Annotated in this window: 23 protein-coding genes and 2 riboswitches; of the genes, 20 read left to right on the forward strand and 3 right to left on the reverse strand. The window is 41.2% G+C overall.

Annotated features, from left to right (window positions below; genetic code table 11):
• Nucleotides 1-888 precede the first annotated feature (888 nt).
• From FZC76_RS15755 to sufB, 13 genes are all read left to right on the forward strand, one after another.
• A complete protein-coding gene (locus tag FZC76_RS15755) occupies nt 889-2,160 on the forward strand; it encodes an MFS transporter (protein ID WP_148989134.1) in 1,272 nt (423 codons plus the stop codon).
• Nucleotides 2,161-2,282: 122 nt separating this feature from the next.
• Nucleotides 2,283-2,618 (forward strand): hypothetical protein, encoded by a 336-nt coding sequence (locus FZC76_RS15760; RefSeq protein WP_148989135.1) that lies wholly within the window; start codon nt 2,283-2,285, stop codon nt 2,616-2,618.
• Between the two features lie 69 nt (nt 2,619-2,687).
• Entirely contained in the window at nt 2,688-3,572 is an 885-nt protein-coding gene (locus FZC76_RS15765) for a diacylglycerol/lipid kinase family protein (RefSeq protein ID WP_148989136.1), read from the forward strand.
• A gap of 105 nt (nt 3,573-3,677) precedes the next feature.
• Nucleotides 3,678-3,790: riboswitch (SAM riboswitch) on the forward strand.
• Nucleotides 3,791-3,925: 135 nt separating this feature from the next.
• The gene (locus tag FZC76_RS15770) at nt 3,926-4,951 is read left to right on the forward strand and encodes a methionine ABC transporter ATP-binding protein (RefSeq protein WP_148989137.1); all 1,026 of its coding nucleotides are present in this window, start codon (nt 3,926-3,928) and stop codon (nt 4,949-4,951) included.
• Nucleotides 4,944-5,600 carry a methionine ABC transporter permease gene (locus tag FZC76_RS15775; protein WP_148989138.1) on the forward strand — a complete coding sequence of 219 codons (657 nt, stop codon included), beginning with the start codon at nt 4,944-4,946 and terminating at the stop codon, nt 5,598-5,600. The genes FZC76_RS15770 and FZC76_RS15775 overlap by 8 nt, the downstream gene beginning before the upstream one ends.
• A 19-nt stretch (nt 5,601-5,619) precedes the next feature.
• Nucleotides 5,620-6,453 carry a MetQ/NlpA family ABC transporter substrate-binding protein gene (locus FZC76_RS15780; RefSeq protein ID WP_148989139.1) on the forward strand — a complete coding sequence of 278 codons (834 nt, stop codon included), beginning with the start codon at nt 5,620-5,622 and terminating at the stop codon, nt 6,451-6,453.
• Nucleotides 6,454-6,579: 126 nt separating this feature from the next.
• Nucleotides 6,580-6,951, forward strand: coding sequence for a carboxymuconolactone decarboxylase family protein (locus tag FZC76_RS15785; protein ID WP_060665463.1), 372 nt, complete (start codon nt 6,580-6,582; stop codon nt 6,949-6,951).
• Nucleotides 6,952-7,565: 614 nt separating this feature from the next.
• The gene (locus FZC76_RS23140) at nt 7,566-7,706 is read left to right on the forward strand and encodes a hypothetical protein (RefSeq protein ID WP_187442097.1); all 141 of its coding nucleotides are present in this window, start codon (nt 7,566-7,568) and stop codon (nt 7,704-7,706) included.
• 441 nt (nt 7,707-8,147) lie between these two features.
• Complete coding sequence (sufC, locus tag FZC76_RS15790) at nt 8,148-8,930, forward strand: Fe-S cluster assembly ATPase SufC (protein ID WP_060665465.1); 783 nt, start codon at nt 8,148-8,150, stop codon at nt 8,928-8,930.
• A gap of 15 nt (nt 8,931-8,945) precedes the next feature.
• On the forward strand, nt 8,946-10,238 hold the full coding sequence (gene sufD / locus FZC76_RS15795; protein ID WP_148989140.1) for a Fe-S cluster assembly protein SufD: 1,293 nt from the start codon (nt 8,946-8,948) through the stop codon (nt 10,236-10,238).
• On the forward strand, nt 10,238-11,458 hold the full coding sequence (locus FZC76_RS15800) for a cysteine desulfurase (RefSeq protein WP_148989141.1): 1,221 nt from the start codon (nt 10,238-10,240) through the stop codon (nt 11,456-11,458). The genes sufD and FZC76_RS15800 overlap by 1 nt, the downstream gene beginning before the upstream one ends.
• Nucleotides 11,448-11,882, forward strand: a complete 435-nt coding sequence (gene sufU, locus FZC76_RS15805) for a Fe-S cluster assembly sulfur transfer protein SufU (RefSeq protein WP_148989142.1) — start codon at nt 11,448-11,450, stop codon at nt 11,880-11,882. The genes FZC76_RS15800 and sufU overlap by 11 nt, the downstream gene beginning before the upstream one ends.
• 77 nt (nt 11,883-11,959) lie before the next feature.
• Complete coding sequence (sufB, locus tag FZC76_RS15810) at nt 11,960-13,357, forward strand: Fe-S cluster assembly protein SufB (RefSeq protein ID WP_060665469.1); 1,398 nt, start codon at nt 11,960-11,962, stop codon at nt 13,355-13,357.
• Nucleotides 13,358-13,404: 47 nt separating this feature from the next.
• On the opposite strand, the gene FZC76_RS15815 is transcribed toward sufB, so the two are convergent.
• Together FZC76_RS15815 and FZC76_RS15820 are read right to left on the reverse strand one after the other, a co-directional pair.
• Entirely contained in the window at nt 13,405-14,205 is an 801-nt protein-coding gene (locus FZC76_RS15815; protein ID WP_148989337.1) for a DUF817 domain-containing protein, read from the reverse strand.
• A 180-nt stretch (nt 14,206-14,385) separates the two neighbouring features.
• Nucleotides 14,386-15,084: a VC0807 family protein gene (locus tag FZC76_RS15820; RefSeq protein ID WP_262372657.1), complete on the reverse strand. Its 699-nt coding sequence runs from the start codon at nt 15,082-15,084 to the stop codon at nt 14,386-14,388.
• Between the two features lie 82 nt (nt 15,085-15,166).
• Here FZC76_RS15820 and FZC76_RS15825 point away from each other — a divergent pair, with 82 nt between their 5' ends.
• The 7 genes from FZC76_RS15825 to FZC76_RS15855 all read left to right on the forward strand — a co-directional run bounded on the left by FZC76_RS15825 (nt 15,167) and on the right by FZC76_RS15855 (nt 23,047).
• Nucleotides 15,167-16,015 carry a DUF72 domain-containing protein gene (locus tag FZC76_RS15825; protein WP_148989143.1) on the forward strand — a complete coding sequence of 283 codons (849 nt, stop codon included), beginning with the start codon at nt 15,167-15,169 and terminating at the stop codon, nt 16,013-16,015.
• 14 nt (nt 16,016-16,029) lie between these two features.
• Entirely contained in the window at nt 16,030-17,397 is a 1,368-nt protein-coding gene (locus FZC76_RS15830; RefSeq protein ID WP_148989144.1) for a bifunctional metallophosphatase/5'-nucleotidase, read from the forward strand.
• Between the two features lie 68 nt (nt 17,398-17,465).
• Entirely contained in the window at nt 17,466-17,768 is a 303-nt protein-coding gene (locus FZC76_RS15835; RefSeq protein WP_088019418.1) for a YunC family protein, read from the forward strand.
• Between the two features lie 191 nt (nt 17,769-17,959).
• The gene (locus FZC76_RS15840) at nt 17,960-19,066 is read left to right on the forward strand and encodes an HD-GYP domain-containing protein (RefSeq protein WP_148989145.1); all 1,107 of its coding nucleotides are present in this window, start codon (nt 17,960-17,962) and stop codon (nt 19,064-19,066) included.
• A 97-nt stretch (nt 19,067-19,163) separates the two neighbouring features.
• Nucleotides 19,164-19,355, forward strand: a riboswitch (Lysine riboswitch).
• 139 nt (nt 19,356-19,494) lie between these two features.
• Nucleotides 19,495-21,063 (forward strand): Na+/H+ antiporter NhaC family protein, encoded by a 1,569-nt coding sequence (locus FZC76_RS15845; RefSeq protein ID WP_148989146.1) that lies wholly within the window; start codon nt 19,495-19,497, stop codon nt 21,061-21,063.
• Between the two features lie 353 nt (nt 21,064-21,416).
• The gene (locus FZC76_RS15850; protein WP_148989147.1) at nt 21,417-22,943 is read left to right on the forward strand and encodes a sodium-dependent transporter; all 1,527 of its coding nucleotides are present in this window, start codon (nt 21,417-21,419) and stop codon (nt 22,941-22,943) included.
• Nucleotides 22,943-23,047, forward strand: coding sequence for a methionine/alanine import family NSS transporter small subunit (locus FZC76_RS15855; protein WP_010196622.1), 105 nt, complete (start codon nt 22,943-22,945; stop codon nt 23,045-23,047). Before FZC76_RS15850 ends, FZC76_RS15855 begins: the two co-directional genes overlap by 1 nt.
• A gap of 424 nt (nt 23,048-23,471) precedes the next feature.
• On the opposite strand, the gene FZC76_RS15860 is transcribed toward FZC76_RS15855, so the two are convergent.
• Nucleotides 23,472-24,455, reverse strand: coding sequence for a M23 family metallopeptidase (locus FZC76_RS15860; RefSeq protein ID WP_187442118.1), 984 nt, complete (start codon nt 24,453-24,455; stop codon nt 23,472-23,474).
• Between the last annotated feature and the right edge of the window lie 177 nt (nt 24,456-24,632).

Raw genomic sequence — 24,632 nt, forward strand, 5'->3', positions numbered from 1 at the left:
CAGTGACGAGAAATCAGAAGGAGCGAGGTCCTCATCGCCTGTATGAAGACCTCGGTTACAAGGAAAAAGAAGGAGGGAGGTCTTCATCGCCCGTATGAAGACCTCAGTGACGAGAAATCAGGAGGAGTGAGGTCCTCATCGCCGGTATGAAGACCTCAGTGACGAGAAATCAGAAGGAGCGATGTCCTCATCGCCCGTATGAAGACCTCGGTGACGAGAAATCAGGAGGAGTGAGGTCCTCATCGCCCATATGAAGACCTCAGTGACGAGAAATCAGGATGAGTGAGGTCTTCATCGCCCGTATGAAGACCTCAGTGACGAGAAATCAGAAGGAGCGAGGTCCTCATCGCCTGTATGAAGACCTCGGTGACAAGGAAAAAGAAGGAGGGAGGTCTTCATCGCCCGTATGAAGACCTCAGTGACGAGAAATCAGGAGGAGTGAGGTCCTCATCGCCGGTATGAAGACCTCAGTGACGAGAAATCAGGAGGAGTGAGGTCCTCATCGCCTGTATGAAGACCTCAGTGACGAGAAATCAGAAGGAGTGAGGTCCTCATCGCCGGTATGAAGACCTCAGTGACGAGAAATCAGAAGGAGCGATGTCCTCATCGCCCGTATGAAGACCTCGGTGACAAGGAAAAAAGACGAGCGAGGTCCTCATCGCCAAAATGAAGCCCTTGGTGATATTCTTTCAGTGGCCCACTTCGTTGAGGAGTCTCCACTTTCCCTTCCTCCCACGGGCATCCTTGCTCCTTCCACTCCAATCAACAATGTAATTGCAAATATTTTTATAATTCTACAAAAACACCTATTGCCATTTTTCTGAAAAAGGAGTAAGTTTGTTTAGGGAGACGAAATATTTATTCAACAAACAAACGAGGGGTATATTTATGTTGAAGAATGCAAACTGGTTTCAGTCATTTATGCGGTATGATCATACTATCCAGAAGTTATTTATTGTTAATATCCTTACTCAAATAGGGCTTGGGATTTTTATGATTGTTTATAACTTTTATATAAGAGAACTTGGGTTTGCGGAGACGGTAAACGGGAATGTCATCGCAGCTTCATCATTAGCAGCAGCTATCATCTTAATTCCAGCGGGGATACTAAGTGATCGCATTGGCCGCAAGAAAATGATGCTTTTTGGTGTGTTTTTTAGTGGGATCTTTATGTTCTTAAGAAGTATATTCGAATTAGAATCACTGCTAATGATCAGTGCTTTTATTGCAGGAATAGCTATGGCCTTCATTCAAGTCACAGCAGTACCATGGCTTGCAGAAAGCTCAACAAAAGAACAGAGGGTTAAGCTTTTTAGCTATCACTTTGCGGTTATGATGGGAGCAAACGTTGTCGGGAATCTTTTGGGAGGATCATTAACGGATTTACTTTTACATGTTGTAGGACTTACCCCAGTTTGGAGTATTAGACTAACGCTTTTACTAGGAAGTTTCATATTCATGTTGGGAATCATTCCTTTGTGGAAAACCACGGAAGTACAACGGGAAAAAGAGACCAAAGCATTTACTTTTAAAAACTTCCAATCATCTATCCCAAAAGGACAATGGAAGCTCATTTTTGCTTTTTCTTTTGCATCCATTTTGATAGGGTTTGGATCTGGACTGGTCATTCCTTATTTAAACATGTATTTTGCAGATCGTTTTGGGACCTCCAATTCTACCATTGGAATTGTTCTATCACTAGGTCAGGCGGTGACTGCCGTTGCGATGATTATCGGACCAGCGGTTGTCAGGAGAGTAGGTGAGATGAGAGCGGTTGTTATTTTACAGCTTCTTTCCTTACCGTTCATGTTAATAACCGCATTCACTCAAATTTTTTGGCTTGCAGCTCTTGGGTTTTTATTTAGGCAGGCATTGATGAATGCGGCAAATCCAATTATTTCTTCAATGATGATGGAGAAGGTAGATAACTCTTTGAAGGGTTTTGCGAACTCCATAAATCAAATGGTCTTTTCACTCGGATGGGCAAGCATGGGTCCGGTTTCTATGACCATCGTTCTTTTATATGGAGAATATTGGGGATATTCGATTGTTTTCTCCATCACGGCTGTGCTTTATCTGACAAGTTCTATTTTCTTTTATTTAATGTTTAGGGAAAAAACGACGGCAACCTACCAAAAGGCTATGGTAAAGACATCATAGTCTGACATATTTCTCGGGAAATGAGGAACAGTTATCGAAAAATACGCGGTAATTGTTCTTTTTTTATTGCAGGGATTAGGCTGACAGGCAGGGAAATTAATAGAAAAGGGGGCTGGTTTGTAATGGTAATAGAGAACCTAGAAATGTTTCTTCTTAAAGCCAAAAGTAAGTCGCATGTAATGGAGATTTTGCCTTACTACAGTCTGCGCTGCTGTTTAGTGGCCCAAGGGGAGCGGTCGTTTTTTTCATTAAGTAAAAATAACGTACAAGTGGAACATGGTGCAACAGTGGCTGATGTTGTAATTGAGGGTTCTGCAGACGATATAATGGAGCTTCTAAATGGAACGAAAATGAGAGATGTGAAAGGTCTAGCATTTAAAGGCTCCTTTAGACATTTCTTGCTGATGGATTCCCTGTTTACTCTTGTAAATCGTTCAGAAAGAAAAGAAGTATCTTAAAGGAATTGTACTCGCCTATAACGAATTAGTGTATATAGATAGAGAGAAATTATAGGCGGTGTAGGGGTAGTGTATTATATTATTGTCAACGAGATGGCTGGTAACGGAAAAGGACTGCGAATGTGGAGAGAAACAGAAAAGCTCTTACAGGAGAATAGTGTACCTTATCAAGTCTCTTTTACTCAGTATGCAGGTCATGCCAGTGAATTATTAGAAAATGTAGAAGAGAATTTGGTCAAAGCTGTCATCGTAGTTGGTGGGGACGGTACCATTCATGAAGCGGTTAATAAATTGGTTTACAGTAAAGTGGCTCTAGGGATTGTTCCTGCCGGTTCTGGAAATGACTTGGCAAGAAGCCTTGGAGTCCCTTTTGATGTGGTAGGGGCTTTGGCTCGTATATTAAAGGGAACTCATCATCTAATAGATGTACCAAAAGTAGGTAAAGAGTATTATATATCGATTGCAGGGCTAGGGTTTGACGGTAAGGTGGCAGAAGTAACCAACCGCTCAAGATCCAAACGCTTCATGAATAAATTAGGCTTAGGCGGTTTGTCATATGTGCTGAATATTTTCAGAGTTCTTTTCACCTATCAACCATCTGATGTTACAGTGGAAGTAGATGGAAGGGTAAAAAAGTTTGAGGATGTTTGGTTGATAGCGGTTGCCAATCTCCCATATTATGGTGGGGGGATTATGATTTGCCCTGATGCCAGTGGAAATGATGGGGCATTGGATGTTTGTGTGGTTTCTGGTATCGGAAGATGGGAGTTATTATTTGTGTTTCCACTTGCTTTTAAAGGAAAACATATTAAACACCGAAAAGTCACAATGCTTAGAGGTGCGTCCATTAAAATAAGCCAGAATTCATCCATGGTCATGCAGTGTGACGGAGAAATTGTTCAGAATAGCACCACAGATTTTAGTATAAAAGAGAAAGCTTTAAAAATTTTTTAAAGGTAGGAAGAAAGTTTTTAATTGACAGGCTATTTATCACCGTGATACGATTACACTCGTTAATTCGAATTGCCCAAATACTTAATTTTAATTATATATGTTTATCTCTTATCGAGAGAGGTGGAGGGACGTGCCCGATGAAACCCGGCAACCGTCAACAAGGAATTGTTGAAATTGGTGCCAATTCACACAAAGCAATTTGCTTTGATAGATGAGAGAAAGGACTTTTCTCATTAAATCCTTTCTGCTCATCTTTGCAGAAAGGATTTTTTATTTTCAAAGAGTAAACAAACGTTTGATTAATCTTTATTGGGAAAGCTAAAACAAGGAATTGTAAGAAGGTAGGTGCGAGCATGATTTCACTTCAAGGTGTAAAAAAAGTTTTTAAAACGAAAAATGGATTAGTAACAGCTGTTGATAATATAGATTTATCCATTAACCAAGGGGAGATTTTCGGAGTTATCGGATACAGTGGAGCTGGGAAAAGTACACTGATTCGTATGCTAAATGGACTCGAAACTCCAACGGATGGAGTGGTGGATGTTGCAGGAAGAAATCTTGCCAAAGTAAAGGGCAAGGAACTGAGAGAAGCACGCCAGGAGATAAGTATGATCTTTCAGCACTTCAATTTATTATGGTCAAGGACGGTAAAGGAAAATATCGCGTTTCCACTTGAGATTGCAGGAGTAAGCAGGTCAGAGCGGAACAAACGAGTTGAAGAACTTATCAAGCTTGTAGGCTTAGAGGGAAGAGGAGACTCTTACCCGTCTCAACTAAGCGGAGGTCAAAAGCAACGTGTCGGAATTGCCAGAGCGCTTGCGAATAACCCGAAAGTGCTTTTATGTGATGAAGCGACTTCAGCTTTGGATCCGCAGACAACAGATTCTATCCTGGACCTCTTAGTCGATATCAATAAACGACTTTCTCTGACTATCGTTCTGATTACACATGAAATGCACGTTATCCGTAAAATCTGTCATCGAGTTGCGGTAATGGAAAATGGAAAGGTTGTGGAAAAGGGAGATGTTCTAAATGTATTCCGTAAGCCTGAGCAACCTATCACGAAACGCTTTGTCAAACAGGTGACAGAACCAGAAGACACGCAAGAAACCGTAGAACACTTGTTAGCGGAATATCCACAAGGAAAAGTAATTCAATTAACATTTGTAGGAACTTCGGCAGAACAACCTTTAATTACGAATTTGATTCGTAGATTCCCAATTGATGTGAACATTCTTCAAGGGAAAATCTCACAAACTCAAAATGGAGCATATGGCACGCTTTTTGTACACCTAGATGGGGAAGAAACGCAAGTACAAGAGGCATTGAGTTTTATCCGTGAGCAGCAAGTGGAGTTGGAGGTGATGACACATGCTTGAGAGAGTTAATTGGGATAAGATGTGGGAAGCAACCTTAGAAACTCTTTATATGAGCAGTATATCGGTTGTCGCTACGTTTATATTAGGAATTGTTTTAGGACTATTATTGTTTTTAACAGCAAAAGGAAACATATGGGAAAGTCGATTCGTTAATGGATTAGTTGCAGCGTTCGTAAATATTTTCCGTTCCATACCATTTGTCATTTTAATCTTTCTACTTATCCCTTTTACAAGGTTCATTATGGATACCATTATCGGTGCGAACGCAGCATTGCCGGCTCTAATCATAGGAGCAGCACCTTTTTATGCACGAATGGTGGAAATCGCATTACGTGAAATTGATAAAGGTGTCATTGAAGCAGCACGATCAATGGGCGCCAAAACTTCAGAAATCATCTGGAAAGTACTCCTTCCGGAATCGATGCCAGCATTGGTTTCCGGTATAACAGTAACAGCCATTGCCATTGTAAGTTACACAGCAATGGCAGGAATCATCGGTGCAGGTGGATTGGGTAACCTCGCATTCTTAGATGGGTTCCAGCGTAATAACTGGGAAGTAACACTAGTATGTACTGTCATCATCCTAATCATTGTATTTATCATCCAATTTATTGGAGATCTAATAACAAATAAACTAGACAAACGCTAAGAAAGAGGGGACGAATATTATGAAAAGAGTATTAAGTTTAGCTGTTGTATCATTGTTAGTACTAGTGCTTGCTGCATGTGGCGGCGGTGAAAAAGGTATTGAGGAAGGCAAGCTAGTGATAGGTGCATCAAATGTTCCTCATGCAGAAATCCTTGAAGAAGCAAAGCCAATTTTAGAGGAACAAGGCATTGAATTAGATATTCAAACATATACGGATTACATCATTCCGAACCAAGCTTTACGTGATAAAGACATTGACGCAAACTTCTTCCAGCATGAGCCATACTTGAAAAGTCAAATCGCAGAAAATGATTACAAATTTGTAAGTGCAGGCGGCGTTCACATTGAACCAATCGGTGTTTACTCACAAGAATATGACAGCTTGGAAGAACTTCCTGAAGGTGCAGAAATCTTAATGAGTAACTCTGTTGCCGACCATGGCCGTATCCTTGCAATGCTTGAAGAAAAAGGGCTTATTACGTTAAAAGAGGGTGTAGAAATTACATCTGCATCTGTTGATGATATCGATGAGAACCCGAAGAATCTTGAGTTCAACACTCAATTCGAAGCGGCTTTCCTACCGCAAGCATATTTGAATGGCGACGGAGATGCAGTACTGATTAACGGTAACTATGCACTTGGCGCTGACATCGATCCAGAAAAAGAAGCAATCGCTTTAGAATCAGGTGAAAACAATCCTTACGTAAACCTTATCGTTGTTCGTGAGGAAGATAAAGATAATGAACAAATCAAAGCATTAGTTGAAGTACTTCAATCTGATGAAATTAAAGCATTCATTGAAAAAGAATACAAAGGATCCGTGCTACCGGCAAAGGCATCTGACGAACAATAAGGCTTTCATGAATGACTCCGTACGATATTTGTGGTGCGGGGTTATTTTTTTTGTAATACTTGAATACTAACCTCCCCCCTAAACAAATACTAACTTTGTGAAAAATAAGGATGGGAGTTGTCTTCAATGGAACAACATTATGAGCCGAAAAACTATGCAGAAGCAGCACTTCATGATTATAAAGCGGGATTAGGAGTTTTCACAGAAAAGATGCCTGAACTTGCACACCACTATAACGAGTTTACAGAAGCTTGTTTTAAAGAGGGCGTACTCGATAAAAAGCAAAAGCAATTGATTGCACTTGGTGTCAGTGTGTATTCCCAAGATGAATATTGCATTGTTTATCACACAAAAGGTTGCTTAGATCAAGGTGCAACAGAGCAGGAGATCTTGGAAGTGTGCGGCGTAACAGCAGCATTCGGAGGCGGCGCGGCAATGAGTCAATCCGTGACATTGGTGCAGTCTTGTATAAGTGATTTTAATGAGTTGAAGCATTGATTTTGGAGAGTCTGACCTTTTGGGGTTGGGCTTTTTCCATTTACAGGATCCTATTAGCCTGGAGGCTATTGAAAAACCTATGAATTTTCTCATAGACTGTTTCTATACGCCCGAAGCTCTTTTGAATACTGGTGAAGTGACTAATAGAAGCGCTCTATACGCCCGAATGCCTACGAAAACCGGTTGAACTGTCTAATAGAAGCGCTCTATACGCCCGAATGCCCACGAAAACCGGTTGAACTGTCAAATAGAAGCGCTCTCTATTTCCGAAGGCCCTCGATATTAGGTTGAACAGTCCAATAGAATCAAATCCTATTCAACTTAACGCCTTAGAACATCAGGACAACCAGAACGCCCCAGCATTTCAGAGAAATAGTAAGCTTCCCATCAACCATCTTTCCTAACTCCGCTACACCCCTCAATATCCCCAGTAATCGCCTCATACCTCATTTGGATAAATTAACCACCCCTGTTATGATTAATAAAGTGTTTATTACAAATACTTTGAGGGTATCAGTAAAACTGGTACGAAAAATAAACACTTATAAATAGGAAGGGAATGGTTTATTATCCATCAGGTACATGTGAAGTACACAGGTGAAATGGAGAAGGCAATGTATCAAGCTTACGGTTTTGGTTATGAGGAGTACTCAAATAAGCTCTCGAAACTCATAGAAGTTGAACAAAAGCGAGAAAAGGATTACCAAAAAAGCTTGGAGATTGTCGAAGAAGTAGACCGTAATTTCCACCCATAAAACCTGCTCAGCAGCAAACTGTCAGGTTGACCATATAATTATAGAAGAAAAGGGTTCGTGTTATTCTCTAACAAAATGAGAATAATGCAGACCCTTTTTTGTTTTTTAAATATCCCCGGTTAATTGTAGTGCAAGTTATGAGACTCCGGCGGGAGGTAGAGGCAGGTTGAGACCCTGAAGCGTTGTGAGGAGGACCAAGCATCGCCCGTGGAAAGCGAATCACAGGAACGAAAATTAACAGGGAGTTAAACAAATAAAAAAATCCTCCCGAAAATTCGACTTTCCCCCCTCATATTCGTTATAATTTGAGGGTATCTTACACAAGGCGGAAAAGGTTGCTATCACTTTCTATTTGTTATAAGATTGTAATGAGAATAAAATGAGAATTAAAACAAGAATGTGTTTTCATATAGGAACACAAGAACATTGGAGGTTACAGTTATGGGTTCAACGTTAACGATTAAAGATTTACATGTATCCATTAATGATAAAGAGATTTTAAAGGGTGTAAATCTTGAAGTAAAAGGCGGAGAGATTCACGCAATCATGGGTCCTAACGGAACAGGAAAGTCAACGCTTTCTTCTGCAATCATGGGTCACCCTAAATATGAAGTAACAAGCGGAAGCATTACATTTGATGGTAAAGATGTTCTTGAAATGGAAGTGGATGAGCGCGCGCAAGTTGGCTTATTCCTTGCAATGCAATACCCAAGTGAGATCAGTGGTGTAACAAACGCGGACTTCTTGCGTTCTGCTATCAACGCTCGCCGTGAAGAGGGCGATGAGATTTCCCTAATGAAATTCATCCGTAAAATGGATAAAAACATGGATTTCTTAGAAATGGATCAAGCAATGGCACAGCGTTACCTAAACGAAGGGTTCTCTGGTGGGGAAAAGAAGCGTAACGAGATTCTTCAATTAATGATGATCGAGCCTAAGATCGCAATCCTTGATGAGATTGATTCTGGTCTTGATATCGATGCATTGAAAGTTGTTTCTAAAGGAATCAACGAAATGCGCGGAGACGACTTCGGTTGCCTTATCATCACTCACTACCAACGTTTATTGAACTACATCACTCCTGACCACGTTCACGTTATGATGCAAGGGCGCATTGTGAAGTCTGGTGGCAAGGAATTAGCGCAACGTCTAGAGGCAGAAGGTTACGATTGGATTAAGCAAGAACTAGGTATCGAAGACGAAACAGTCGGTCAAGAAGCGTAAGCAAGGAGGATTATCATGACGTTAGAGACGAAATTACCGTTTGATCAAGACTACCTCACTAACTACTCCAAAGAGTCAGGGGAGCCTCAGTGGCTGTTAGATCTTCGCTTACAAGCTTATTCCTTGGCAGAAGAGCTGCCATTACCTAAGCCTGATAAGACGAAGATTACAAACTGGAATTTTACAAACTTCCAAAAGCACACTGTAGAAACTTCCATTACTTCTTTGGATCAATTGCCTGAAGAGGTAAAGGCGTTAGTAGATGGAGAAAATATATATGTTCAAGTGGATAACACATCAGTGGTATCTACACTTAAAGAAGAATTAAAAGCACAAGGCGTTATCTTCACAGATATCATCACTGCTGCAAAAGAGCACAGTGACCTTGTGAAAAAGTACTTTATGCAAGACGGTGTTAAAGTTGATGAGCATAAGCTTTCGGCTTTACACGCTGCATTAATGAACGGCGGAGCATTCCTTTATGTACCGAAAAATGTTGTTATTGAAGAACCGATTCAAGCGATCTACCTTCAAGACCAAGCAGAAGCTGTGTTCAACCACGTATTAATTGTGGCAGAAGACAACAGTGCGGTTACTTATGTAGAGAACTATCTTTCTAACAATGATGGAGAAGGATCTATCTTCAATATCGTGACAGAGGTTATCGCTAACGGCAACTCTAAAGTGCAATACGGTGCTGTAGACAACCTTGGAAAAGGTGTAACAACTTATGTTAACCGTCGCGGAGTAGTTGGACGTGACGCAACACTTGAGTGGGCGCTTGGCCTTATGAATGATGGCGACACGATTTCTGAGAACGTAACAAACCTAATGGGTGACGGCTCTGTTGGAGATACAAAAACAGTAGTGGTTGGACGTGGAGAGCAAAAGCAAAACTTTACAACGAAGGTTGTACATTTTGGCAAAAACTCTGACGGTCAAATTCTTAAGCATGGCGTTATGAAAGACAGCGCAAGCTCTGTATTTAACGGTATCGGTAAAATTGAGCACGGTGCTTCTAAGTCTAATGCCGAGCAGGAATCTCGCGTGTTAATGCTTAGTGAAAAAGCTCGTGGGGACGCTAACCCGATTCTTCTAATCGACGAAGATGATGTAACAGCAGGACACGCAGCATCAGCGGGCCGCATCGATCCACTTCAGCTTTACTACCTGATGAGCCGCGGAATTTCCAAGAAAGAAGCGGAGCGCTTAGTAATCCACGGATTCTTGGCACCTGTAGTAAATCAATTGCCAATCGAAAAGGTTAAGAACCAGTTGATTGATGTAATTGAAAGGAAAGTGAAGTAATGAATATCCAGGAGATACGTCAGCAGTTTCCGATTTTGCATCAAGAGGTCAATGGAAATCCGCTTGTGTATCTGGATAGTGCTGCTACATCTCAAAAGCCGCTCGCGGTCATTGAGGCGTTGGAGAAGTACTATAAAGGGTATAACTCCAATGTTCATCGAGGAGTTCATACTTTAGGTACGAGAGCGACAGACGGTTACGAAGGTGCACGTGATAAGGTGAAGAACTTTATCAACGCAGCCCACAGAGAAGAAATAGTCTTTACTCGTGGAACAACGACCGCTCTGAACCTTGTAGCTGGCAGCTATGCACGCGCCAACCTGAAGGAAGGCGACGAAATAGTTATCACCTACATGGAGCATCATAGTAATATCATTCCATGGCAACAGGCGGCAAAAGCCACTGGCGCTACTTTAAAATATATCCCTTTAACCGAAGACGGAAGCCTGTCCTTGACAGATGTGGAAGCTACCATCACGGAAAACACGAAAATAGTTTCTGTGATGCAGGTTTCCAACGTATTAGGAACCATCAACCCGATTAAAGAGATTGCTGAGATTGCCCACCGCAATGGTGCAATCATGGTGGTTGACGGTGCTCAGAGTACTCCACACATGAAAGTGGACGTACAAGATTTAGACTGCGACTTCTTCGCACTGTCTGGTCATAAAATGGGTGCTCCAACGGGAATTGGTGCCCTTTACGGGAAAAAGCATCTGCTTGAGAACATGGAACCAATTGAGTTCGGTGGGGAAATGATCGACTTTGTCGGACTGCAGGAATCCACTTGGAAGGAGCTGCCTTGGAAGTTTGAAGGAGGTACCCCGATTATTGCGGGTGCCATCGGACTTGGCGCAGCAATTGACTTCCTGGAGCAGGTGGGAATGGACAATATCCTTGCCCATGAACATAAGCTTGCAGATTATGCGATGAACCGCATGTCCGAGATTGAAGGAATCACGATTTACGGTCCGCAAAAAAGAGCGGGACTTGTTACATTCAATATAGAAGACGTACATCCACATGATGTAGCTACAGTGCTGGATGCTGAAGGTATTGCTGTTCGTGCAGGACATCACTGTGCACAGCCATTAATGAAGTATCTAAACGTTTCTTCGACTGCACGTGCTAGTTTTTACCTGTACAACACAGAGGAAGAAATTGATAAGCTAGTAGCATCATTAGTGAAAACAAAGGAGTACTTTAGTAATGTCTTTTAACAATTTAGATACTCTCTATCGTCAAGTGATTATGGATCATTATAAAAATCCGCGTAACAAAGGGTCGATTGAGTCTGACAGCATCACTGTCGACATGAATAACCCTACATGCGGTGACCGCATCCACTTGACACTTCAAGTAGAAGATGGAAAAGTGAAGGATGCAAAGTTTGACGGCGAAGGATGCTCCATTTCCATGGCATCTGCATCCATGATGACCCAAGCAGTAAAAGGGTTAGAAGTGGAAAAAGCTTTAGAGCTATCCCAGATTTTTTATGATATTATGTTAGGCAAAGAGTATGACGACGAAGCGATGGACTTAGGGGACCTCGAAGCACTTCAAGGTGTGGCGAAGTTCCCGGCACGTATCAAATGTGCCACTCTTGCATGGAAAGCCATGGAAAAGGGAGTCAAATCGGAATAAGCAAGGCAAGATAGGGAGTGATAGTGCGGCAAAACAATGCTGCACTGTTGCTCACCTCTTGAATGGAGGGAATAAAAATGGCGAAAAAAATGCCTGAAATCGGCGATTACAAGTATGGTTTTAAGGACAAAGACGTTTCCATTTTCCGTTCCGGCCGTGGTCTTACGAAAGAGATCGTTGAAGAAATCTCTCGTATGAAGGAAGAGCCTCAATGGATGCTGGATTTCCGTCTTAAATCATTAGAACATTTCTATAACATGCCAATGCCACAATGGGGCGGCGATTTAAACAGCTTGAACTTTGATGAAATTACGTATTACGTAAAACCATCTGAGAAGTCTGAGCGTTCTTGGGATGAAGTACCTGAAGAGATCAAGCAGACGTTTGACAAATTAGGTATCCCTGAAGCAGAACAAAAATATCTTGCAGGTGTATCTGCTCAGTACGAATCTGAGGTTGTATACCACAACATGCAAGAAGACTTAGAAGATCTTGGTGTAGTGTTTAAAGACACAGACACAGCGTTAAAAGAAAATGAAGACATCTTCCGTGAGCACTGGGCGAAAGTAATTCCGCCAACAGACAACAAGTTCTCTGCATTGAACTCTGCAGTATGGTCTGGTGGATCTTTCATTTACGTTCCTAAAGGTGTTAAAGTGGAAACTCCACTTCAAGCATACTTCCGAATCAACTCTGAGAACATGGGTCAATTCGAACGTACGCTTATCATCGTAGACGAAGGCGCACACGTACACTATGTAGAAGGCTGTACAGCACCTGTTTATACAACAAACTCTCTTCACAGTGCGGTAGTAGAAATCATCATCAAAAAAGATGCATACTGCCGTTACACAACGATTCAAAACTGGGCGAACAACGTATACAACCTAGTAACGAAGCGTGCAGTGTGTGAAGAAAATGCGACAATGGAATGGATTGATGGTAACATCGGTTCCAAGTTAACAATGAAATACCCAGCGGTCATCCTTAAAGGAGAAGGCGCTCGTGGTATGACTCTATCCATCGCGTTAGCTGGTAAAGGGCAGCACCAGGATGCAGGTGCGAAAATGATTCACCTTGCACCAAACACGTCTTCTACTATCGTTTCTAAATCCATCTCCAAGCAAGGTGGTAAAGTAACATACCGTGGAATCGTACACTTTGGTAAAAAAGCATCCGGCGCACGCTCCAACATCGAGTGTGACACGTTAATCATGGATAACCAGTCAACTTCTGATACAATTCCTTACAACGAAGTGTTCAACGACAACGTTTCTCTTGAGCACGAAGCAAAGGTATCCAAAGTATCCGAAGAGCAACTGTTCTATCTAATGAGCCGTGGTCTATCTGAAGAAGAAGCAACAGAAATGATCGTAATGGGCTTCATCGAGCCATTCACAAAAGAACTACCAATGGAATACGCAGTAGAAATGAACCGTCTGATCAAGTTCGAGATGGAAGGTTCTATTGGGTAACATATAGTCATAAAAAAAACCTTGGCGTGCTTGCATGCCAAGGTTTTTTATTTATGGATAGCTATTTTGTTATTTGGCTTGATAGAGCCATTCCCCTTCACCCGCTTCAACGTCGCCACAATAAGAAAGCTGACAATCACTAGCAATAGCCAGGAACTGACCTTGCCTAAGTGGACAAGGCTCCAGGCCTCTGTTTGATTCGGATATTCCCAAGCCCCGAAAAATGTTGCGATATTTTCTGCGACCCAAATAAAAAAACCGATGAGCACAAAGGAAAGTGCGATTGGCATACGATATTGAATTCCGCCAACCTCATAGTTGACCCAAGACTTCCAAAACAGAATAATAACTAAAGCAGATAACCACCAACGAATATCAATCCAATAATGATGGGTGAAGAAATTTAGATAAATGGCTGCTGCGAGCGATACAACGGCCCAAAAAGGCGGCCAGTCAATGAGATCAACATTCAACCTTCTCCATGCCTGACAAAGATAACTTGCCACGCTGGCATACATAAACCCGCTGTATAATGGCACTCCAAAAATCTTGGAATAGCCTTCCTCTGGATAAGACCAAGACCCCATATGCACCTTGAAGATCTCAAGTGCCAGCCCGATAAGGTGAAACAAGGTAATGACTTTTAATTCATCGCGTGTTTCAAGTCCAGACCTAAGCATCCACCATTGCATCAGAATGCAGATAACCAGAAGCCAATCATACCTTGGCAGGAATGGTAGAGGAATCACTTGGGTTAAGGCTAGAGAAGCAAATATGACGACAGGAAACACACAGGATAATGCTTGTTGCCAACCAAAACGAACAAGTTGCATGAACGCGCCAACCATGAACCATTCCTTCTTTTTTAATGCTGAGCCAAATTCCAATGGTTCGCGAATCATAAACAACACCTCACAATCAATCTTTGTATTGAATTTAGCATAAAATTTATTGAAAAACAATAAATAATTATTGAAAATAAAAAGCATCCCCCTAAAATGGGAATGCCTCAACTATCAAACACTCAATCACCTTACCAATTCCGTATCATCAGAATCCGGTGTCTTATCTTCTTTCTGCTTTTCCAAATACTCATTAACCTTCAAGCTAGAATATATAAACCCAGCAGCAATTAACACACCAAACACCCAGCCGTTCACCTTCATGAAAAACAAGATTCTATCATACCCTTGAACACCGTAAACACCAATCAGATAGTATTTCAAGCCGGCAGCAACGAATCCCCGCAAGGCAAATATTCCTGTTAGGATGTAAAAAGCGGGCAGGATCGTTTTTTGACGGTAAAGTCTTAAGCTGTCTTTACGCTTGTGGCCCTGAAGATAAGAGATATCTACACCAAAATAAAGAGCTAACGGTTTTTTTACAAGCATAGTTCCTAGGAGGAATAATCCGAATCCAGCAGACACATAAACAGAGTTCTGCAGCATGGTAAAGGCATCTCCTGAAAGGATATCAACAAGCGTGCTGACAAACAAAGAAGCCATAATAAACATCCCTGTCACATTGAACTGCCTCTCTACGGCGAAACGAACAATTGTGTAGATAAACCCCGGCGCAGTGGAAAGTAATATCGCATAATAGTCCCCTAGTGGTTCTTGTCCAAATTTCCATATTAAATAAGGTAAAGCCAAGTAGAATAGCAAGTCGAAAACAACAATTTTGTTTTTCATAGGACCTCCGTAAAAGATAAATGATACGATTATCATACCAATTACTCCCATATTCTGCACTATAAACATGAGAAATTCCCTCAATATATGATAAAATGAAAAAAATGAGGTGAAACGGATGATTTATGTTGGTGTGACAGGCTGGGGAGATCACGATTCATTATATGTTGCTGGCACAGCGCCGAGAGACAAACTGCAAGAATATGGAGCTCATTTTCCTGTTGTTGAAGTGGATGCTTCCTTTTATGCCGTGCAGCCAAAGCAGAACGTGGAAAAATGGGTGGCGGATACACCGGAAACCTTTAAGTTCATTGTAAAGGCTTACCAAGGAATGACAGGGCATCAGCGTGGAGAGATTCCTTTTGACACGAAAGAACTAATGTTTAATGCTTTTAAGCAATCTATTGAACCCTATGAAAAGGCCAGAAAGATGGCGATGGTTCTTTTTCAATTTCCACCATGGTTTGAATGCAAGAAGGAAAATGTCGATTATTTGAGATGGTGTAAAGAGCAGATGGGAGACACGAAGGTAGCGCTTGAGTTCCGCAATCAGACATGGTTTCAGCCTGCCTACCATGACAGAACGCTGAAGTTTATGGAAGAAGAGGGGTGGATTCATAGTATCTGTGATGAACCGCAAGCGGGAAGAGGGTCAATTCCGACCGTCCTGCATCCCACAGATCCAGATAATACCCTTATTCGTCTCCATGGGAGGAATGTTCATGGCTGGACGAAACCTGCAGCAGGGAAGGACTGGAGAGAGGTCCGTTACCTGTATGATTATAACCTTAACGAACTAATGGAATGGAAAGGAAATCTCGAGAGGTTAGCTCCTTCATCTAGGAACATTTATTTGTTATTCAACAATAATTCTGGAGGCCATGCAGCTGGAAATGCCAAACAAATGATTGACCTATTAGGTGTCGAGTATACAGGATTGGCACCAAGGCAACTAGATTTATTTTAGAGGAGAGAATCGGTGTGCAGCAAATTAGAATTTTACATACAAACGATATCCATAGTCATTTTGATGCCTATCCAAAGCTTGCGACTTTTTTAAAAGAACAGGCGTCCACACAGCCATCGGCTCTTGTCGACATTGGTGATAATATGGACCGTTTTCACCCAATTACCGAGGCTACAAGTGGAAAGGCTAACACGAAACTATTAAACATGCTTCACTATGACTATGCCACGTTTGGTAATAATGAAGGAATAACTTTGGACTATCAAGGGTTATCAAAGCTATATGAGGATGCGGAATTTCCCGTTTTGGCTGCCAATCTATTTGAAGAAAATGGAGATTATCCGGATTGGGTAAAACCTTATGATGTGAAAAGCATGGGGAATGTTAAGGTTGCATTTATCGGAGTAACTGTTTTCTACCAGCATTTCTATTCGCTGCTTGGCTGGAAAATAGATGATCCTTTTAATATTTTGGAAAAACACCTTCCTGTATTAAAAGAAAAGGCAAATATTATTGTGGTGCTTTCCCATCTTGGTATTTCTGATGATGAGGAGATGGCAAGGAGGTTCCCTGATATTGATGTCATCCTTGGTGGACATACTCATCATGTTTTGCCTGAAGGGAGACGAATTGGAAATACGTTAATATGTGGAGCAGGTAAATATGGGCAATACATAGGTCAGGTCGACATTGCCTACGATAAAGATTCAAAATCACTTATTCAATCCACTGCAAAGCTTTTTAAGTTGGAACTCTATGAGCCAGATCAGCAATTAACAGAATGCATAAAAGACATGGAAGCAGTAGCGGAAAAGCATTTGAATAAAATAGTAGGAAGTATTGAAGAATCGCTACCGGTAGAATGGTTCGCGCCTTCTATATTTCCAGATTTCCTTGCTGAGAAGTTAAGAGAATGGTGTCAGGCAGATATCGGAATGGTCAATGCCGGTGTATTGCTTGATGGACTAGCTAAAGGGGAAGTAACCTTTGGTATGCTTCACCGTATATGTCCTCACCCAATTAACCCTTGCAGAGTGACGCTGACAGGCGAGGAGTTAAGGGAAGTTGTCCAGCAGGCTCTGCACCCTGATATGGTAAACTTGAGGGTGAAAGGCCTTGGGTTCCGTGGTGAGGTAATGGGGCGTATGGCGTTTAGTGGCGTTAGATTCGACACAGAGGTCATAAAAGACGGAAGCGTTCAGGTGACTGATATATATATAGGGGCTAAGCGACTGAATGCAACAGACCATGTAACAATCGGTACCATTGATATGTTCACTTTTGGTAGAATGTATCCAAGCATCATCCGTGCAAAAGAAAAGAAGTTTTTTCTGCCAGAACTGCTTCGAGATGTGTTAGCACATTCATTTTCTAATAATTGACCTATTTTTCACACCCTTTCCATGCACACACCATAAATTGATATGGGAAGGGAGCGTGACAATTATCTATGATTGAAATGACACCAATTACAATCGAAGGCCATACGTTTACAGCAATTACGGTACGATTGCCAAAGACCAATTTTTTGGCGGTGACTAGTGATAAAGGTTATATCATGTGCGGTGCGCTTGATGTCGGCTTATTGAATGCCAAGCTAAAGGACCGTAAAATCATTGCAGGGCGGGCAGTTGGAGTGCGTACTATCGAGCAATTAATAGAGGCCCCTTTGGAATCCATTACGTATGAGGCGGAGAATGTGGGCATTACGGTTGGAATGCCTGGGAAAGAGGCTTTGTTAAAAATGCTATAGAGGGTTGTGGCGCTGGTTGTTGCTTGCAGCCTATACCCCAAATATATAATACCATCGTGCTTAAACGGTGGTATTTTTATGTTGCTACAAACTTTTCAAAACTTTTTTTTATTTTATCAAGCTTTATCCCGGAATTTTTACTATAATAGGAAATATATAGATTTTGTCGAAATGTGAAGATAGGAGAAGTTATGAGACTATTACCTACAAAATCAATGAAACCGGGAATGGTGTTGGCCAGGTCTATCTACAATGATTCTGGAAGAGTACTGTTAAGTGAAGGGATCTCTGTTACTTCACGGATGATCACACGTCTGCAACAATTGAATGTAACGTATGTATATATAGAAGATGCCCGGACAAGCGGGATGGAAGTCCCGACTTTTATTTCGGACAAAACGCGTAAAGAAGCAGTAAAAACTATTACGGATACCTTTAAATCTGTGGAACATGAAAAAGAGTTAAGTAAGTGGTTTGTCATGGACAAATCTTCGAAAAACATTAAATCACTTATTCAAAACCTTCTTTCAGACATGAAATCAAATGATGAAGTGTCCGCGCTTTTAACGGATGTGTATGTACACGACAATTATGTGTTTACCCATTCGTTAAATGTGACACTTTATTCCCTATCCATAGGATTAAAGTTAGGATTGTCCCAAAAAGATTTAGAGACACTAGGGCTTGGCGGTATACTTCATGATATTGGAAAAATGTTGATCCCTAATGAAATTCTCTTTAAGCCAGGAAAGCTAACAAGTGATGAGTTTGCTGAAATGAAGCGGCATGCGACCTATGGTTACGATATCCTTCGCAACATGCAGACCATTCCTTTAATGGTTGCTCACTGTGCTTTCCAGCATCATGAGCGCCTAAACGGCAGTGGCTATCCTCGTGGCATTAAATCGGACGATATCCATCTGTTTGGTAAAATCCTTGCTGTAGCGGATGTTTTTGATGCAGTGACCTCCCACCGCATATACCGGAGCGCGATGCTACCGCATGAAGGACTCGAAATTTTATATGCAGGTTCGGGCACTTTGTATGAACCTGAGATTATTGAAGCCTTCCGTAAATCGGTGGCCATCTATCCATATGGCTTAATGGTTACCTTGAATGATGGGAGAAAAGGGCTTGTTGTTGGCCAAAATAAGGATCTTACAGAACGACCTGTCATCAGGGTGGTGGAAGAAGAAGGAGAAGAGCTGGAAACACCTTACGATATTAACTTAAAAGACCATCTGAATTTAGCGATTGTGGACTGCGACTCTCTCGAAAAAATAGCAGCAGTCAGTTAAAAGGAAAGAGTAGAGAAAAAAGAAATATATTTCCTTTGTCCTATAGGAGGATATATGGTATAGTGAATTCATAAAATAATATACTTCCCTTATCATACGATGAGGTAGAGGCTGCATAGCATAAGAGTAAAACTACTGGAGGTTGACACCTAAGATGGTAGAAAGAAAGGATGCTGTGCCGAAGCAATATGAGCGGTCGAACTCATGTTGCTGGGGTTATCTTGAATAAGGATAACACTGCCATTATGACCGGTACGGACGGTTTTTATAATGGAGGGCTACTGATCGGATGGAGGATAACACATTACATAGGTAATGATAGTTATTTTCTATCATTACTTTTTATTTTGTTTTCTTTCAGCGCCTTCCATTGTTGTAAAACCGTTTGATTCCAGTCAAACATATTACAGCTTAATGGGGGTTTTTTTGTGGAAGGAACAATTTATTCTTTAATTCCTCCAGTGCTTGCAATCTTGATGGTTATTTTGACCAGAAGAGTATTGCTTTCACTAGGAGTAGGTATTCTGGCGGCAGCCTTAATGTTAGCGGATTTCAATCCGGTGACGATGGTTGTATTAATCTGGGATATGGTTTTAGGACTTTTTTATTCCGTAGATGATAAAGAGTTGAACTTATGGAATATATATATCCTTGTATTCTTAATCATTCTAGGGATTATTACTGCATTTATTTCTATTACTGGTGGCAGCAGGGCATTTGCTGACTGGGCACAGACAAAAATTAAGACAAGAAGAGGATCAAAATTTTTAACTGCTATTTTAGGTATCGTTATTTTTATTGATGATTATTTTAACGCATTGGCAGTTGGTCAGATAAGTAGGCCGGTAACGGATCGTTACAAAGTGTCACGTGCCAAATTAGCGTACTTGATTGATTCCACATCTGCACCGATTTGTGTCATTTCACCGGTTTCAAGTTGGGGTGCTGTTATTATCGGTATTATCGGAACGGATGTAATCGTAAGACAGAATATTAGTGATTTAACAGCAATCAGTGCTTTTATGCAAATCATACCAATGAACTTATACGTTTTTTCAGCATTAATCATGGTATTCTTGGTAAGTTATTTTAACTTCAATATTGGTCCAATGAGAAAGCATGAGCAACGTGCAATGGAGACTGGTGAATTATATGATCCAGAAAAAGAAGTACCAGGAGAATTATCAGACGAGCTTCCTACTAGCACAAAAGGAACGATTGGTAATCTTGTGTGGCCGATTGTAGCACTTTTTGTTGGTGTTATTGGAGCGATGATTTGGACAGGTGCTTCTGCAATTGAAGGGGATATCACGGTTTTAGGTGTTTTTGAAAATACAGACCCGTCTGCAGCATTATTTTATGGTGGATTATTCGCTTTAGTAGTTTCTTTCATCTTACTTTTCGGTCAAATTTCTAAAGGTGGAGTTTCAAACAATGTAGTGGTTCGCGGTTTAGTAGAAGGAACAAAATCCATGCTTCCTGCCATCTACATTCTATTATTTGCATGGACCATTGCAGGCCTAATTGATGGTCTAGGAACTGGAACATATATTGCAGAACAAGTAGAAAACTCAAATATTAATATTGCCTTCTTGCCGGCAATCATTTTCGTTATTGCTGGTTTTACAGCTCTTGCAACAGGTACTTCATGGGGGACTTTCACGCTATTACTTCCTATCGCAGGACAGATAGCAGCAGCAACAGATGTAACCATTCTATTACCTGTTCTTGCAGCAGTATTGGCTGGAGCAGTATTCGGTGATCATTGTTCACCAATTTCTGATACAACAATCCTTTCTTCCACTGGTGCAGGATGTAACCATATTGACCATGTCCTAACACAGCTGCCATATGCGTTAATCAGTGCAGGTGTCGCGATTGTAGGATATATCGTACTAGGATTGACAGGAAGCACATTACTTGGTCTGCTAGTAGTGTTAGTGGCATTTGTAATCATTGGCTTTAGTTTTAGAGCAGTGAAAACAACAGCAGAATAACCAAATGAATACTTTTCAAATAAAGTAAAAAACACCTCCTTTTTATCTACTTTTTAGTAAGAGATAAAAAGAGAGGTATTTTTTTTTGAAAAAAATAAATGAATAAATATTCACACCAAAACTCAAGTGTATCAGTATATGCAGGTTTTTATAGTCAATAAGTAGAATATAAATACATTGTTGAGAATTGTCACATGGTGTCGATTAATATAACGGAAAAGTTTGTTTTGACATAGTCATAAAGTCTAGTTATACTATGTATAAATTATATTAAATAATCAGAAAAAATAAAACATTTAGACTCTTTTATCTATTTTTTGGTAAAAAAGAGTCTAAGTAGGGGGAGAAAGAGAATGGAAAATCGACCGCAATGGGGGACAAGAGCAGGATTTATTTTAGCAGCGGTTGGATCGGCCATCGGGTTAGGAAACATTTGGCGTTTTCCAGCAACTGCGTATGAAAATGGAGGAGGAGCTTTCTTTGTACCATATTTATTCGCTCTTCTGACAGCAGGGATTCCATTATTGATCCTTGAATTCACTATGGGTCATAAGTACCGCGGATCCGCACCACTTTCTTATGCAAGGATGAACAAAAAGTATGAATGGCTTGGCTGGTGGCAAGTTGGTATTGCATTTGTAATTTCTACTTATTATGCCGTCATCATCGCTTGGGCCATGTCCTACTCCGTTTTCTCGCTGAATTTAAAGTGGGGAGACGATACTGGAGGATTCCTGATTGGAGAGTATCTTCAAGTGTCTGCGCCGGGTGAGATCGGGGGACTTGTCCCTTCCGTATTACTCCCATTAGTTATCGTTTGGGTTGTAACACTGGGAATTCTCTTTAAAGGCGTTAAGAAAGGTGTAGAGGTGGCTAATAAAATTTTCATCCCTGCACTAGTCATATTGTTCTTGATCATCGTTGTTCGCGCTTTGACTTTAGAAGGTGCAGCAACAGGATTAAACGCATTCTTCAAACCGGACTGGAGCACAATTGCAGACGGTAAGGTTTGGGTAGCTGCATATGGACAGATTTTCTTCAGTTTATCCATTGCATTTGCCATCATGATCACGTATTCCAGCTATCTTCCGAAAAAAGCTGATATTACGAATAACGCATTTATTACTGGTTTCAGTAACTCTGGATTTGAATTATTAGCAGGTATCGGAGTATTCAGTATTTTAGGATTTATGGCTGTGCAGCAAGGCGTTGGAGTAGATGAAGTGGTAGCAGGCGGTGTTGGATTGGCATTCGTCGTGTTCCCGCAGATCATTAATGAATTCCCGGCATTTAAAGAATTGTTCGGATTCTTGTTCTTTGGATCTCTAGTTTTGGCTGGACTATCATCACTCATTTCAATTGTCGAAACTTTTGTTGCAGGGGTGCAAGACAAATTTAAAGTGTCCCGTACGAAAGCAGTTGCATTCGGTGGTGGATTATCTGCAGTTATCTCCATTCTATTTGCGACAAAAGGCGGTTTGAATTTCCTTGATGTTGCAGATTACTTCATCAACCAATTCGGTGTGGCACTTGCAGGTCTTGTTCAAGTTATCGTGGTTGTATATTTTGCAAGACAGCTTAAATCATTGCGAGACCATGCGAATGAAATTTCTGATATTAAATTAACAGGATTCCTAGGTCATTGGTGGACTTGGTCCTTAGCGGTCATTACACCAATTGTACTTGGTTATATGATGATTGATCTTATTCGTACAAATATTGCAGAAGTATACGGAGATTATCCACGTATCTTCACGATTCAATATGGTGTAGTTGTCGCAGTACTTGCATTGCTCGTAGGTATTGCCTTCTCCATTATTAAATGGAAAAAAGACGCGTTGGAGCTTCCAGCTTCCTCGTCAAAGGAGGTCAATAAATAATGGAAACAAGTGCGATTATCATGATGGTTGTCGGAATTGTCATCATTTGGGGTGGCCTTGCTGGTAGTATCCTTTGGGCTATGAAGAAGAGTAAGGAAGCGTAAAAATAATTAAGCTGCTGATCGAGTGTGAATTCTCGGGTCAGCAGCTTTTTTATGTTATCATGTGTGGTTGATTTCCGTTTCAGGCGCTTCGCTTGCCTGCGGGCGGTCCGTGAGCCTCCTCAGGCTTGCGCCTTCCGGGGTCTCACCTGTCCCTTCCTCCCGCGGGCGTCTACGCGCCTTCCACTCCAATCAACAAGGTAACTTCATTTATTTAAAGGGTAAAGGAAAAGTATCTAAACGAGTTAACTGAATTTCTAGCTGTGTATTGGAGCAAATGGCGAAGACTCCTGCGGGGAAAGTAGCGACATTGTTGAGACCCCGCAACGAAGTGAGGAGGCTCAAGGTCGCCCCGCGGAAAGCGAAGCCATTTGCGGAAAGGAACAGCGGCGTTTAACCAAACTAATAAAGTTTTTATCTCAAATCCTTAACGCTTTCTTCTATCCACTCGTTCCCAGGATTTCAAGTGTGGGAACGGGTCAAAGGACCATTCAGAATAGCCGTTGTCTTTGTACATGCCATAGTGAAGATGTGGAGGGAATTTCCCTGCCGTTCCAGGCGGTCCATAACCAGAGCTGCCTACTGATCCGATAATTTGCCCTGGTTCAACCACCTGTCCTACTTCTAAGTCTTTAGCAAAGCCGTTTAAATGCGCAAAATAATGGTAGGTATTATTTATATCACGAATTCCAAGGCGCCATCCGCCGAACTTGTTCCATCCTTTAATCTCTATGACACCATAACAAGTGGAACGAACTGGGACACCGTAACTTGCAAATATATCTGTACCCTCATGCATTCTTCTACCACCCCAGCCGCGTGCATCTCCCCACGTATTTTTGTAGCTGAAATTGGACCGAATTGGTAGAGGAAAAGCATGTGTATCAAGCTTGAGTGTTTTATAAGTACTATAAAGTTTCATATGGTTCATAATAAGCCCGACCGTTTTATCGCGCTGATAATACTCCCACAAGGCAATTTTTATATTTTCCTTATCTGTACCATAAGATTGGAGATAATTAGCAAATGTAAACAATACATCTTCATCATTTGTGGAATCAGCAACTCCATCCCCGTTTCCATCCATCCCCATTCCACCAAAGAATTGGATGCTCATAGGGTTGCTGTCCTGTGTATTTGGATTTAAAGGACCTGCCCACACTTCAGGTTTGTAATAAATACCTGTAACTCCTTTTGCCTTGGGAATATCTCGTCTTACTCTGCGGACATTTCTTTCATATTGATCAACAGCTGCGAAATAGTACCATGGAATCTGGGTGAAAGATTGCATTCGGTTATAAAGGTCCTGCCTTTTGGCATATATCTGTTCGTCTGTTAATTTTGTTTCTTCAGCAAAAGCATCTGCAGGAATCATACTAAATAGGATAATCACACACAAAAGTAGCCGTATCAAATCCTCACTCCTTCCTTTTCTTTCATTTCCTACTTTTAGTTTGGTAAGTTTTCCTCATTTCATAAATACTAATTCATGGAAGATTGTCAGGAGTATGTTTGTGGAAGGTTTTGGACTTGTTTCTTTACCAGATGTTTGATAAAGTGACAGGTGTGAATATGTCATTTTCCCTAT

Source organism: Sutcliffiella horikoshii (assembly GCF_008180725.1).
GTDB lineage: Bacteria > Bacillota > Bacilli > Bacillales > Bacillaceae_I > Sutcliffiella_A > Sutcliffiella_A horikoshii_B.

Excerpts from the sequence above, each read along its gene's own strand:
- FZC76_RS15755 (WP_148989134.1), top strand. The coding sequence starts at position 889 with ATGTTGAAGAATGCAAACTGGTTTCAGTCATTTATGCGGTATGATCAT.
- FZC76_RS15760 (WP_148989135.1), top strand. The coding sequence starts at position 2,283 with ATGGTAATAGAGAACCTAGAAATGTTTCTTCTTAAAGCCAAAAGTAAG.
- FZC76_RS15770 (WP_148989137.1), top strand. The coding sequence starts at position 3,926 with ATGATTTCACTTCAAGGTGTAAAAAAAGTTTTTAAAACGAAAAATGGA.
- FZC76_RS15775 (WP_148989138.1), top strand. The coding sequence starts at position 4,944 with ATGCTTGAGAGAGTTAATTGGGATAAGATGTGGGAAGCAACCTTAGAA.
- FZC76_RS15780 (WP_148989139.1), top strand. The coding sequence starts at position 5,620 with ATGAAAAGAGTATTAAGTTTAGCTGTTGTATCATTGTTAGTACTAGTG.
- FZC76_RS15785 (WP_060665463.1), top strand. The coding sequence starts at position 6,580 with ATGGAACAACATTATGAGCCGAAAAACTATGCAGAAGCAGCACTTCAT.
- FZC76_RS23140 (WP_187442097.1), top strand. The coding sequence starts at position 7,566 with ATGTATCAAGCTTACGGTTTTGGTTATGAGGAGTACTCAAATAAGCTC.
- sufC (WP_060665465.1), top strand. The coding sequence starts at position 8,148 with ATGGGTTCAACGTTAACGATTAAAGATTTACATGTATCCATTAATGAT.
- sufD (WP_148989140.1), top strand. The coding sequence starts at position 8,946 with ATGACGTTAGAGACGAAATTACCGTTTGATCAAGACTACCTCACTAAC.
- FZC76_RS15800 (WP_148989141.1), top strand. The coding sequence starts at position 10,238 with ATGAATATCCAGGAGATACGTCAGCAGTTTCCGATTTTGCATCAAGAG.
- sufU (WP_148989142.1), top strand. The coding sequence starts at position 11,448 with ATGTCTTTTAACAATTTAGATACTCTCTATCGTCAAGTGATTATGGAT.
- sufB (WP_060665469.1), top strand. The coding sequence starts at position 11,960 with ATGGCGAAAAAAATGCCTGAAATCGGCGATTACAAGTATGGTTTTAAG.
- FZC76_RS15815 (WP_148989337.1), bottom strand. The coding sequence starts at position 14,205 with ATGGTTGGCGCGTTCATGCAACTTGTTCGTTTTGGTTGGCAACAAGCA.
- FZC76_RS15820 (WP_262372657.1), bottom strand. The coding sequence starts at position 15,084 with ATGATAATCGTATCATTTATCTTTTACGGAGGTCCTATGAAAAACAAA.
- FZC76_RS15825 (WP_148989143.1), top strand. The coding sequence starts at position 15,167 with ATGATTTATGTTGGTGTGACAGGCTGGGGAGATCACGATTCATTATAT.
- FZC76_RS15835 (WP_088019418.1), top strand. The coding sequence starts at position 17,466 with ATGATTGAAATGACACCAATTACAATCGAAGGCCATACGTTTACAGCA.
- FZC76_RS15840 (WP_148989145.1), top strand. The coding sequence starts at position 17,960 with ATGAGACTATTACCTACAAAATCAATGAAACCGGGAATGGTGTTGGCC.
- FZC76_RS15850 (WP_148989147.1), top strand. The coding sequence starts at position 21,417 with ATGGAAAATCGACCGCAATGGGGGACAAGAGCAGGATTTATTTTAGCA.
- FZC76_RS15855 (WP_010196622.1), top strand. The coding sequence starts at position 22,943 with ATGGAAACAAGTGCGATTATCATGATGGTTGTCGGAATTGTCATCATT.